This window comes from Cellulomonas sp. GbtcB1 (assembly GCF_019091725.1).
Taxonomy (GTDB): domain Bacteria; phylum Actinomycetota; class Actinomycetes; order Actinomycetales; family Cellulomonadaceae; genus Cellulomonas.
Genome location: NZ_JAGXJG010000009.1, coordinates 59,770 through 72,262 on the forward strand (window position 1 = coordinate 59,770; position 12,493 = coordinate 72,262).

The window sequence follows — 12,493 nt, forward strand, 5'->3', positions numbered from 1 at the left end:
TTGCGTGCTCCGGCAGGCTGCGGACCCGCGCCGAATGAGTAGCACCTCGCGCCACAGCCTTCTCACAGCACCCACCCACCGCTAGCGTCGACAGAGGACGCGCACCCGCGCGTCCCTGCACCGCAGCACCCCGCCCGCCGCAGCGGGGCGCCGCGGTTCCGCGGCCATGGGGGGCCTCGGGAGAACGGCGAAGCGACCCGGTTCGAGGGGTCACGGAGCCCGATCGGTATGGCGTGGACCGTCCGCCACACCGCGGCGCCTCGCGCGCCCGGCGCACCGGACGGGCAGACGTCTCCCACCCGAGGAGCACGCCATGCACCCGCACCCCGCCCGCCGACGCCCGCGGTCACCGCTCGCACTCGCGGTCGTCCTCGCACTCCTGAGCACCGGCGCGGTCGCCGCGACCGCCCCACCGGCTCCGGACCCCAGCGCCTCAACCAGCACCACGGTCGAGCAGGAGGCCGATGGCGTCCTGCCGCCCGCCACGGCCCCCGACGACCCGATCGTCGACCCGGCCCCGCCCGCGGACCCGGACGTCGTCCCTTCTCCGCTCACCGAGGGAGCCGCGGAACCGGCCCAGCCCATCGCACTCGAGCAGTCCGGCCGCTCCGCCACCGACGTCGCGAACCAGATCGACCGCGAGTGCACCAAGACCTCCGCCGAGATCCTCAGCACCCTCCAGAACCTCGGCGGCCGCCAGCAGTTCACGACGGTCCGCCACCGCGGCGACTTCGACGCCCGCACCCCGGAGAACAGCCTCCCGGCGTTCGAGCAGTCGTACCTCCGCTGCCGCGCCGGGGTCGAGACCGACCTGCGCCGCACCTCGGACGGCGTCCTGGTGATGTTCCACGACACCCACCTCGGCAAGATGCTCGAGCCGACCTACAACCCCGAGCAGAACACCGGCCCCAACCCGGCCCTCGCGAGCACGACCTGGGCCCAGCTCCAGCAGAAGGACCTGCTCAACATCGCGCGCCAGCCGCAGGCCGGCGTCAAGGTCCCGAGCTTCGAGCAGTTCCTCGACCACTACCGCCGCGTCGGCGGCCGGTCGCTGCTGTACGTCGAGATCAAGAACACCTCGACCAACGTGGCCCAGTCGCAGAACGAGATCCTCGCCGCCGTCGAGGCGCTGACCAGCTTCCACCACCGGTACCCCGAGGCGAACATGTTCGACCGGGTGGTGTTCAAGTTCCGGATGTCGGCGTGGGCGTCCTTCAACGACTGGCAGACCCGCGCCCTCCGCGTCACCGGGATCCCCAAGCTCCCGCTGAGCCAGGTGATGACGTCCCGGCAGATCGCCCGGCAGATCGGCGGCAGCGGCACGTACCAGGACGGCATCGTGGCGACCTGGGCGCAGACGACCGCCGCGCAGCGCGTCCTCTCCGTCGAGGTGACGATGAAGGACTCCACCGCCTACAGCCACCTCACCCTGAAGCAGGGCCCGGCGCAGGCACCGACGTTCAGCAACGTCCAGTACTACGCGCCGGCGGGGAACGCGACGGCGCCGCCGGGGACGATGGCCGCCGCGGCCGAGATCGTGAAGCGGCACGGCAAGCCGCTCGGCCAGTTCGTCCCGATCCCGGACTGGGTCATGTTCCGCGACCCTCGGACGTTCACGTGGAACCAGGTGCTGCCCAACGCCGACGCCGGGAAGAGCACGGTGCCGGTGACGCCGCGGGAGGCGTACTTCAACAACGACTCCCGCTGCTGCTACGCGCTGCGCGACCGGATCGACGGCTCGACGACGCAGGACCGCGACCCCGAGCAGAACGACCAGCGGATCCTGCTGCCCTGGCTGGAGGACATCGGCGCCACGTTCCTGACGGCCGACGACACCGACAGCATCGACTCCTACTTCTCGACCCGCGGCAAGAAGCTCGACACCGGCGACAACCGGGTCCGGCCGAACCGCCCCGACCTGGAGATGAACTCCCTCATCCACCCGGAGTCGCGGCGGATCCCGTCGCTGCTCAAGTACGTGCAGGTGACGATCCGGCCGGTGAGCGAGAGCAGCCGGTGGCACGTCTCCGGCACCTTGGCCTACACGGAGCGCCGCAGCAGCGGGGTCCCGGCGACGATGCGCGATCACACGATCTCGTTCGACTCCCGGTCGATGCCGCAGCGCGCCGGGGCCGCCGTCTACGGCACGGCGCACGTCTACATCCAGGCGTCGTGGCGGTGGAGCCTGGGCCCGAGCGGCAACTTCGACGGCGCGGACCTGCTCATCGAGCTGCCCGAGCATGTCCGCGACGGCCGGCACGTGCGGGAGATGCGCCTGGCCGACGGCACCCGGCTGAACGTGCTGTACACGGTGTCCCGGCAGTGGGCCGTGGCCCGCGACCTCACCGCGACGCTGCTCAGCAACGACACCTGGCAGCTGTACGGCGGCATCTGCGGGTTCTCGTCCGGGCCGCCCGCGGCGGGGACGAGCTGCGACACCGGCGACCTGACCGAGACCCGGCGGATCTTCGCCCTCGGCCGCTCGGACCGGGTGCAGGTGGCCCCCAACGCGACCATCCCGCTGTCGAACGACATCATCGCCGGCGCCCGCCCGCTGGCCATCCGCACCGACGTCTGGGGCCGCCGGGTCCTGCCCGACATGTCGCTGTCGGCCGGGACCCTGCCGCTCGACGACTGGGGGTCCGAGTTCGGCGTCCGGCAGACCAGGACGATCGGCGGGACCAGCCCGCACTCGGTGCGCATCGGCTACGTCCTCGACGCGGGCAGCAACCGCGCCGCTCCCTGAGCCCGACGGGCCACGCGCGCCCCGGCCCCGGGGCGCCGTCCTAGACCGACCCCACCGACCCCCGGTCCACGAGCTCGCCGCGCAGCGACTCGTGGACCGGGTCCGCCGGCGCCTCCCGCATCAGCCCGACGAGATGCCCCACGACCCGCGTCGCCAGCTCCTCCACGGGCAGCCGCACCGAGGTCAGCCCGATCAGGTCCAGCCCCGGCAGTACCCCGTCGCACCCGGTCACCGACACGTCCCCGGGCACCGACAGCCCGCGCGAGCGCGCCGCCCGCAGCACCTCCAGCGCTCGCAGGTCGGTCGGGCACAGCACCGCCGACACCTCGCCGGCCTCGACGAGCCCGAGCGCCTCGGCGATCCCGTCCGAGTTCCGGTGCACCGACACCGCCGACACCGACGCCCCGCCGGCCAGCGCGAGCCGCGCCATCGCCGTCGCCCGCACGGACTCCGGCAGCGACACCTCCCGCGACGGCGTCAGCACGGCCACGCTCCGGTGCCCCCGCTCGAGCACGTGCGACACGATCAGAGCCGCGTGGTGCTCCTCGTCGTAGGTGACGGCGTGGATCTCCGGGTCGGACTCCGGCCGCCCGGCGCGGATCATCGGCACCGCCTCCCGGAACGGCAGCAGCCGCTCCGACGGCACGTCGCCGGTCGCGACGATCAGCCCGCTCACCCGCATCCCGAGCAGCCGGGTCAGCCCGGCGATCTGCCGGGACGCGCCGACGTCGCCGGTCGCGGTGACGGTGAGGACCTCGATGCCGACGCGGTGCGCCTCGGACTGCAGCCGCGCGTGCAGCAGGCCGTAGGCGGGGTTGTACGAGTCGCGAAGCAGCAGCCCGACGGTGCGGGTACGGCCGGCGGCGAGCTCGCTGGCCATCACGTTGGGCACGTACCCCATGCGCTCGGCCATCTCGAGCACTCGCCGGCGGGTGGGGAGCGAGACGCGGCCGGTGCCGTGCAGGGCCCGGGACACCGTCGCCCGGGAGACGCCGAGCCGAACCGCGAGGTCGGCCTCGGTGAACGGGCGGCGCGCGGCCGGCCCGCCCGAGGTGCTGCTCACGGCGCCCATGCTAGGGCGAGGTCGCCGGCGGGGGACCCGCGCGGGCCGGCACTCAGCGCCGCGGGTCGGCGAGCCGCCAGGTGCGCAGGTGGCGCCAGGTCAGCGTCTCCCACCAGTGCCCGGTCCAGCCGGCGGAGCGGAACTCGTACAGCCCGACGAGCGAGGCCGGGAACGACGCCGGCACGGCCGGCGCCGGGACGGCGCGGACGAAGGCCTCGACCTGGTCGGCGAGCTCCGGCTGGGTATTCATCTCGTGCGAGGCGAGCGAGATGTGCGCGCGGAACAGGCCGGGCCGGAACGGCGAGACGAGAAGCGCGTCGATGGCGTGCGCGAGCGGCGCCAGCGCGGCGTTGACGTCCGCCGCGAGCTCGGCGAGCGCGAGATTCCGGGTGCCGTCGGGCAGCCGGTCGACGTCGTAGGTGACGGCCGCGCCGTGCCGGACGATCCCGGAGTGGTGCACCGCGAACCCGGGCCGGTCGCGCAGCACCGGGTCGAGCGCGGCGACGATGTCCGGCACCGCGGCCCGGATCGGCACGGACCCGGCGAGCGTCGCGTGCGGCGGGAACCGGCCGGCGGACACGAACCCGAACTGCCGCTCGACGCTCAGGGTGATGCTGGTGACGGCCGCGGAGGTCGCCGGGTCGGGGATCAGGAAGACGCCGTAGACGGGCTCGCTCATGGGTGCTCGCTTCGCTCTCGCAGGGAGTGGGGCCGTGGGCCCGGGCCGGGGGAGTCGGACGCCCGGGCCCACGGCGGTCAGGTACTCGGGTGGTCAGCCGAGCCGGTCGAGGTAGTCGGCGATGGCCGCGTTGCCGCGGGCCTCCGCGTCCTCCCAGGTCGCCCGGACGTCGGCGCCGCCGACGACGGCCTCGACGGCGCTCTTCACCGCCTCCCGGGCCTCGTTCATCGCGCCGGTGTGGCAGCCGGCGCTGGGGACGGAGTCGGTGGTGCGGGCGAGCTGGTCGAGCGCGACCTGCTGCACGTCCGTCACCTCGCCCTGCAGCGAGTCGAGCGCCTCCTGCGAGGTCGGCAGGTAGCCGGTCTCGACGAAGATCCGCGCCTGGATCTCGGGCGACGCCAGGTACTGGACGAACGTCGCCGCGGCGGCGAGCTGGTCGGCGGACCGGCCCTCGTCGATCAGCCACACGGAGTTGCCGCCGGGGACGGCCCCGCCGTCGGGGCTGCCGACCGGGAGCGGCCAGGTGCCGAACTCGAACTCGGCGGCCCGCTCGGCGTCGCCGAAGATCCGCGAGGACTGGATCATGATCGCGGCCTGCTCGGAGGCGAACGCGGTGAGCGACGCGCTGCCGTCCGTGCCGGTGTTGAGCATCGCGCCGCTGCCGACCAGGGACTGCAGGTGCTCCCAGATGCCGATCTGGGTGTCGCTGGTGAGGACGAACGCGTCCGCCGGGTCGGAGCCCACACCGTTGTCGGGCGTGCAGTACGTCAGCCCCTCCGAGGCGCTGAACTGCTCGGACCACCACGGGTCGAGGAACACCGTGAGCCCGGCGGTGCCGGTCGCGGCGTGCACCTCGGCGGCGACGTCGAACAGGTCGGTGATGCTCGACGGCACCTGCGCCGGGTCGACGCCCGCCTCCTCCAGCAGGGCGGCGTTGTAGAGCACGACCGGCTGGGACACCATGATCGGCACCGAGGACAGCACGCCGTCGAACGTGTAGTAGTTCGCGAGCACCGGCACCAGGTCCTCGCCGTCGAACACGGTCCCGTCGACGGCCGCGACCTCGCCGGGCGCGATCGTGAGCCCGGTGTCGTGCAGGTAGGTCGAGAACGTGTCGCCGCCCTGGATGACGTCCGGCAGGTCGCCGGACTGCACCGCGTTGGTCAGCTTGGCCATCGAGTCGACGTAGCTGCCCTGGAAGACGGCGTTCACCGTGATGTCGTCGTGGGCGTCGTTGAACTCGTCGACGAGCGCGGTCAGGGTGTCGGCCGGCACGCCCGACACCGAGTACCAGAAGTCGAGGGTCACCGCCCCGCCGCTGCCGGTGTCCCCGGTCGGGTCGGACGTGGACGGCTCGTCGGACGACCCGCACGCGGACAGCGCCAGGGCGCCCACTGCGAGGGCACCGACGACCCCGCGCTTCCTGATTTCTCGCATGGTGGTGAATCCCTTCCTCATTTGACGGCGCCCTGCGTGAGGCCCTTGGCCAGGAATCGCTGTCCGAGGAGCACGAGGACGATGGTGGGAATGGCGGCGATGGTCACACCGGCGAGCGAAGCACCGAGGTCGGTGCCGGATTCGTCGGTGAGGATCTTGATGCCGACCTGGACGGTTCTCGACGCCGGGGTCTCGGACACCACGAGCGGCCACAGGTAGCCGTTCCACGCCGCGATCGCGGCCATGAGCGTCACGGTGACGACCGTCGGCCGGCAGAGCGGCACGAGGAACCCGAACAGGAACCGCATCGGGCGGACGCCGTCGACGACGGCCGCCTCCTCGATCTCCTTCGGGAACGACAGGAACGTCTGCCGGAGCAGGAAGACGTTGTAGGCGGAGACCAGGAACGGCAGGAAGACGGCGACGACGGTGTCGAACAGCCCGAGCGACCGGATGGTCAGGTAGTTCGCGACGAGGATGGTCTCGCCCGGGATCATCATCGTGAGCAGGATGAACGCGAACACGAGGTTGGGTCGGCGCAGCCGGCCGAACACCAGCGCGTACGCCGCGAGCAGCGCGGTGAGCACCTGCGCGGCCGTCTGCGCGAGCGTGACGACGCCGGAGTTCACCATCTGCCGCAGGATCGGCGCCCGGCCGAGCGCGGCCGTGAAGTTCTCCAGCGAGAACCCGGTCGGCAGCACGTCCCGGAACGTCCCGGTGAGCGCCTGCCCCGGGCGGAGCGCGGCGAACACGACGTAGAGGACGGGCAGCGCCACGAGCAGGGCGGCGACGGCGAGGTAGGCGATGACGGCCCCGCGGGCCAGGTGGGCGCGCATCAGTAGTTCACCCGCCGCTCGAGGACCCCGAACTGCACGGCGGTGAGGACCGCGATGACGAGCAGCAGGATGATCCCGCGGGCTGACGCCGCGCCGTAGTCGGCGGTGCCGCCGAACGCCTTGGCCCAGATGTCGAAGACCAGCGTCTGCGTGGCCCGCGCGGGACCGCCGCCCGTGACCACCTGGATGATCGTGAACTCGCGCATCGCCTGGACCGACTGCGTGACGACGATGAAGAACAGCGTCGGCGTGATCAGCGGGACGGTGACGGACCGCAGCAGCCGCATCCGGCCGGCCCCGTCGAGCGCGGCCGCCTCCTCGACGTCGACCGGGATCGCGTCGATCGCGGCGATGAGCAGCAGGGTCACGAACCCGATCGAGATCCACACGTCGACGACCACGATCGACACCAGGGCCATCGTCGGCTCGGTGAGCCAGCCCGCGGGCCGGCCGGTCAGGGCGATGGCGATCTGGTCGAGCAGCCCGTACGTCGGGCTCATCAGCGCGCGGAACGCGAGGCCGGCGACGGCCGCGGACACGGCCATCGGGATCAGCACCGTCGCGCGGGAGAACGCGGTGCCGCGCAGCCGCCGGGACAGGGGCACGGCGAGCGCCAGCCCGACCAGCAGCTTGCCCGCGACCGTCAGCACGACGAACAGCGACGTGACGAGCAGCGTGCGCCGGAAGTCCGGCGAGCCGAGCATGCTCGCGTAGTTGTCCGCGCCGACGAAGCCCGACGGCCGGCCGAACAGGTCGGAGCTCTGGAACGACAGCACGGTCGTCCGCAGGAGCGGCCAGTAGTTGAACGCGAGCAGCGCCACGACGGTGGGCGCGAGCGCCCAGTACGCCCAGGCCCGCGGTCTGCTGCGTGACCCGGAGCGCCCCCTGGGGGACCGGGTCGCGACGACGTGCTGCATGGATCCTCCGAGTCGTCCCGTCTCCGCGGCAATGCGGAGTCACAAATGCTTTGCGGTCCACCCAAACAGGGTCGAAGCGGACATCCGGGCAATCGGCGGTAAACGCCGGTGCATTCGGATCGGCTTGCTCCGGACCGTACACTGATGAGTAGCATGTGACAACATCCGATAGCGCTCCGCTGACGTTTGCGAGAGCGCGTACGCAAATGTCACGAGGAGGTCACGGTGCAGGCAGCGCTGCTGGTCGCCGCGGGCGTGCTCGCGCTCGTCTACGGCTCCAACGCGGGCGCGACGATCGCGGCGACGAGCCTGCGCGTGCACGGCGGCCGGCCCTGGCTGGCGCTCGTCGCGCTGGGGTCGGCGGTCGCCGTCGCACCCCTGGTGCTGGGCACCGCGGTGGCGAGCACCGTCGCGCACGAGCTCGTGCCGTCCGGCGGCGACCCGCGCGCCGACCGGGTCGTGTTCCTGGCCGCCGTCGTCGCCGCGCTGGTGGTGACCGGGGCGCTGAGCCGCTGGGGCCAGCCGACCAGCCTGACGCTCGCGCTGATCGCCGGGATCGCCGGCGGCGGGCTCGGTGCCGGGCAGGCGATGGGGTGGTCCGCGATCGGGCGGGTGCTGGCGCTGGTGGCGGTCGCGCCGTTCGTCGGGCTGGCGCTCGCGGCCGCGCTGCATCGGCTGTCGGCCGCGTGGCGGGTGTCGCCCGGCGCCGTGCGGCGCTGGCACGTCGGGTCCTACGGCCTGCTGTGCCTCGCCTTCGGGTCGAACGACGCGCAGAAGCTGCTCGCGATCGTGGCGGTGGCGTCCGCTCCGGGCGCGGCCGCGGTCGACCCGGTGCTCTGGCAGCTGCTGCTCTGCGGCGGGCTGTTCACGCTCGGCGCGGCTGTCGGGCTCGGACGGATGGAGCGCACCGTCAACCGCGGCATCCTCGCCGTCCGCGGTCTCGACGCCGTGACCACGCAGACGACGACGGCCGTCGTCATGCTCGCCAGCTCCGGGGTCGGCAGCCCCGTCGGCATGGCGCAGACGCTCTCCGGCTCCCTCGTGGGCGCCGGTCTCGCACGAGGGAGAGGGAAGGTCCGATGGGAGTACGCCGGGAGGGTCGCACTGGCCTGGGCGCTGACGGTGCCCGCGAGCGTCGTGGTGGCGGGCTGCGTCGCGTGGGGCGCCGGGCTCGTCGCCGGATGAGGCGGTTGGCGCGCGGCATCTCGGGCGCGGCGCGGGACGACCTGGTCGACGGGCTCGTCGGGCAGCTGCGCGCGACCGAGCAGGCCTGCGACGTGGCGCTGCGGCTGGCGCGGGGATCGGTGCCGGCGAGCGCCGCGCGCGAGGAGGTGGCGGCCGTCGAGCACGAGGGCGACGCGTGGCGGGCGCACGTCGTCGAGTCGCTGACCCGCGCGCTGACGTCGTACCTCGACAGGGAGGACCTGTTCACGTACTCGCGGGCGGTCGACGACGTGCTCGACAACCTGCGGGACTTCGTGCGGGAGGTCGACCTGTACGGGGTGCGGCCGGCGCCGTCGTGGGTGGGTGTGCTGGAGGAGATCCGGGTCGGGGTCCGGGCACTGCGGGCGGCGACGGAGTGCCTGCGGCGGGACGTGCGGCGGGTGTCGGTGGCGGCGCTCGCGGCGAAGAAGGCGCCGGTGCGGGGGCAGTACCAGCTGGCGATGGCGGCGCTGCTCGCCGAGCCGCTCACCGCGTCGACGCTGCGGCGGCGGGAGGTGCTGCGGCGGCTGGACATCGTGGGGCTGCGGTTGTCGGAGGCTGCGGACCACCTCGCGACCGCGGCGATCAAGCGGGGGACGTGAGGGCACCCACGACCCATGGTCCGCGCGGTGTGCGTGTCGCGTCGCTTTGACCGCGAGCGGGGCGGATATCTCCAGGAGTCGAGACCGGCGCCAGAGGCTCGTCCGCTTGGGTGACTCGAACGAGAGGCCTACCTACGGTCAGCGCTCGCGAGCTAGCATCCGAGCACCGGCGGGCTGAGCGATGCCGCATATGCCAGCCCGCTTCGCAGCATGACATCGCCGGTCTAGTGAGCGAGCTGGGAGCAATGGCGCACCGAACGGCGGAAGATCTCAAGACCGCATACCCGGATGCTGCATGGAGAGAGAGGTACGCCGAGATCTGTGATCTCGTCGAGCTGCTCGCCACTTGCATCATCGGAGACAAGTACACGATCTCCGATGCACTCGGCAACGCGATCGTGTTGAGTGATGCTGGAACGGCCGTGCGCACAAGGCTGGCTCGCAAGAACAGTGTCGGTCCGAAGGAAGCCAAGCTGATGTGCGCGTTGGCGCTCGGTCACGACGAGTTGTTCATCGACGTCGAAAAGACTGACCCCGACGCGCTCGCGGCGGCGATCGACGCCGAGATCCTCGACGGACGCATTCGACTCCCGATGATCTTCGGACGTCAGTTCTACGACCGGTACGCCCAATTGTTCGAAGACGAGAAGGACCTGCTGTCCACCGACGAGACACTAACTGTGCTAGACGATCTCCCGGTAGGGGTCTTCCAGTACGGGTTCTTCACCACTGGTCCATACGGCTTGCGGCGGGCCCCAACGTCGCGAAACCTGCAGGCGACGCGTCGCGTGCCCGCTTTTCATTGCTCCCGCGCTGGATGCCGGACGCTCCACCCCGTGCAACTGGAAACAAGTTCCAGCGCACCAGTGAATCGAGACCGCGACAAGCTCGAGCAGTTGCTCCGCACCTTCGAAGGAGACCCCGCAGAGTGGTGGGCATTTGCTGGAGAGGCGAGCGGTAGCGCTCGGGCTTACTACGGAGATCAGGCTTCCGGCTGCCACATCCCGCTCGTGGGCGATGCGCTAGACCTGGAGGAGTTGCAAACACTCCTAACTGAGCTGCTCAACGAGAAAGGCGGGAGTCTGAGGAAGGCGATTAGTGGCTTCGTCCGTGTGGCCTCGGCGGAAGAAGCGGTCTCCGGGCTAGATCGAGCGCAGATCCTACAGTTGATCCTCTTTTCCTCCGAGAGAAGTATTGCGACCGCCCTCGACCGACTCGTGCAGCGGAGAGCGATTCTGGTGCCGCCCGGAGAGGTGCGTCGCCCTATCACGACGGCGGGCATGCGTTCCGGCGCGTTCGGGCTTCGAGCGGAGTTGTCCAGCCACGGTGTTCGCTTTGTTTCCGATGAGCCGGGGTTCGCGTTGCTGCGTGAGCGGCGCCTGCTCGACGCCCTGTACGTACGCGACCTGAGCACGGATGTCGAGGAGCTCGAGTGGCAGCTTCGCGGAATCGACGTTACCGACATCGACGAGCGCCTCGAGCACTTCTTCCAGGAGCGATCCCCTAAGGCGGTCCTAGAGCGGCTCGTGCTGGCGCGCAAGACAAACATGGTCGCAGCCTGTGAGGAAGTGGGTATTGAGGGTGGCGAATCGATGCCGGACGACGTCCTTGTTGACACGCTGCTATGGAAGCTGGGCTTCCCGGTGCTCGTTGACGAGGATCCGCACCGCAACTTCTGGGCGTACCACGAGCGCCTTTGGGCGCTAGCGCAGTCCTCCGAAATTGGCGCGTCAGACCGGTTTCTTGAGGCGGCGAGCCCCTATTTCAACAGCCTCGAGGGTCTCCTCTTGGACTCTCTGGCTTTCACGTCGTGGGCTCTGCTTTCGGATCACGTCATGGCGAACGCGCCGTTCAGCTACGACGACGACCTCGATCGCCGAGGAGGGCTGCAACTCCTAGGTTCTTTCGCCGCAAGCCCCGCGGGAACCGCGAATTACGAGTCCGACCGCGTCGATCTCGGAAACCTCATCGGCGGGTTCAGTGCGCTGGCCCGCCGACTCGAGGAAGTGGTTCGAGATTCGGATTCCTATCGCCGGCCTGCCGCGGAGATCCCGGAGTTTGACGGCAAGACGCGCATAAAGGAGTTTCGATTGAGGTCCACGGCCGCTTTTCTCGACCTCACGCCACCGAGCCAGGCGCGGATACTCGAGGGTTTGCGTGACATCACTACTACGATGACGGCCGCTGACGTCAACCTGGTTCGCAATGACTACGCCCACTACCGCAGAACGCCCCCCGATATTGCCAAGCTGGAGGCTGCATTGGAGGCGACCCGTCGCGCGGTCACCCGGATCGAAGCGTTGGGTTTCTGCCGTATCCTTTTCTGGCCTACTGGTGTAAGTCGAGACGAGTGGGGTAGGAGTCTGCATGACTTCGCGGGCCCGCGGAGCTTTGAACACACGTTCTCTAGGCCGACGCGATTCGACTGGATGGGTCTGCCTTCGATTCATGAACCTGCCTATTTGATTCGTTCGGCAGCGGTGGGTGAGCCGACCGAAGTTCTACGTTTCACTCGTAGGCTTCGGAGTCGCTACCTTGACATGTGGGCGGGATTCCCGGACCGGCGCCGTCGGACTCGAGTTAAGTCGATGGACGAGAGTGACACCTTCAGCGGTAAGCATGACCGGGCGGGAAAGGCGTGAGGGTCGACTAGCCCGGTCGCGGGTGCTCGGGTCGCCTAGATCACGAGGGACGGGACATCGCTGCCACACTGAGCCGCGATGCAGGTGTGAGCGTGCGCCCGCGCCCGCACGTCGAACCCTGCCGGCACCGCACCGCCCACGAGGTTCGCCTCCAGGCTCCTGAGCGGGCTCCTGTGCCCGGGTGGGAGCTGCCTGGCTGGCTCGGCCCGATCATCGGTGGTGCTGCCCTGATCATCGCGACCCTGGCCGAAGACGTCGTCACCGGGGGAGCGGGGATCGCCGACGACCCCGTCACGATCGGCGGGGGTGCTGGCTCGATCAGCTGGGGGTGGGGCATCCTCACCGGAACCGTGGCGCTCGGGTTCTGA

General features: G+C 70.7%; 10 protein-coding genes. 5 read left to right on the top strand and 5 right to left on the bottom strand.

Annotation, left to right across the window (positions count from 1 at the left end; genetic code table 11):
* Positions 1-313 precede the first annotated feature (313 nt).
* Positions 314-2,746, top strand: a complete 2,433-nt coding sequence (locus KVT14_RS05245; RefSeq protein ID WP_217614704.1) for a glycerophosphodiester phosphodiesterase family protein — start codon at positions 314-316, stop codon at positions 2,744-2,746.
* A 40-nt stretch (positions 2,747-2,786) separates the two neighbouring features.
* Here the strand turns inward: KVT14_RS05245 and KVT14_RS05250 are convergent, their stop codons facing one another.
* From KVT14_RS05250 to KVT14_RS05270, 5 genes are all read right to left on the bottom strand, one after another.
* Positions 2,787-3,809, bottom strand: a complete 1,023-nt coding sequence (locus tag KVT14_RS05250; protein WP_217614705.1) for a LacI family DNA-binding transcriptional regulator — start codon at positions 3,807-3,809, stop codon at positions 2,787-2,789.
* Between the two features lie 52 nt (positions 3,810-3,861).
* The gene (locus KVT14_RS05255; protein ID WP_217614706.1) at positions 3,862-4,488 is read right to left on the bottom strand and encodes a 2'-5' RNA ligase family protein; all 627 of its coding nucleotides are present in this window, start codon (positions 4,486-4,488) and stop codon (positions 3,862-3,864) included.
* A 93-nt stretch (positions 4,489-4,581) separates the two neighbouring features.
* Positions 4,582-5,946 carry an ABC transporter substrate-binding protein gene (locus KVT14_RS05260; RefSeq protein WP_217614707.1) on the bottom strand — a complete coding sequence of 455 codons (1,365 nt, stop codon included), beginning with the start codon at positions 5,944-5,946 and terminating at the stop codon, positions 4,582-4,584.
* Positions 5,943-6,761, bottom strand: a complete 819-nt coding sequence (locus KVT14_RS05265) for a carbohydrate ABC transporter permease (RefSeq protein WP_147795638.1) — start codon at positions 6,759-6,761, stop codon at positions 5,943-5,945. The genes KVT14_RS05260 and KVT14_RS05265 overlap by 4 nt, the downstream gene beginning before the upstream one ends.
* Positions 6,761-7,678 carry a carbohydrate ABC transporter permease gene (locus KVT14_RS05270; protein ID WP_217614708.1) on the bottom strand — a complete coding sequence of 306 codons (918 nt, stop codon included), beginning with the start codon at positions 7,676-7,678 and terminating at the stop codon, positions 6,761-6,763. The genes KVT14_RS05265 and KVT14_RS05270 overlap by 1 nt, the downstream gene beginning before the upstream one ends.
* Before the next feature lie 225 nt (positions 7,679-7,903).
* Here KVT14_RS05270 and KVT14_RS05275 point away from each other — a divergent pair, with 225 nt between their 5' ends.
* The 4 genes from KVT14_RS05275 (at position 7,904) to KVT14_RS05290 (ending at position 12,493) form a co-directional block, all read left to right on the top strand.
* Positions 7,904-8,863 carry an inorganic phosphate transporter gene (locus KVT14_RS05275; protein WP_217614709.1) on the top strand — a complete coding sequence of 320 codons (960 nt, stop codon included), beginning with the start codon at positions 7,904-7,906 and terminating at the stop codon, positions 8,861-8,863.
* Positions 8,860-9,483, top strand: a complete 624-nt coding sequence (locus KVT14_RS05280) for a DUF47 family protein (RefSeq protein WP_217614710.1) — start codon at positions 8,860-8,862, stop codon at positions 9,481-9,483. The genes KVT14_RS05275 and KVT14_RS05280 overlap by 4 nt, the downstream gene beginning before the upstream one ends.
* 227 nt (positions 9,484-9,710) lie before the next feature.
* The gene (locus KVT14_RS05285; RefSeq protein WP_217614711.1) at positions 9,711-12,125 is read left to right on the top strand and encodes a hypothetical protein; all 2,415 of its coding nucleotides are present in this window, start codon (positions 9,711-9,713) and stop codon (positions 12,123-12,125) included.
* A gap of 173 nt (positions 12,126-12,298) precedes the next feature.
* The gene (locus KVT14_RS05290) at positions 12,299-12,493 is read left to right on the top strand and encodes a hypothetical protein (protein ID WP_217614712.1); all 195 of its coding nucleotides are present in this window, start codon (positions 12,299-12,301) and stop codon (positions 12,491-12,493) included.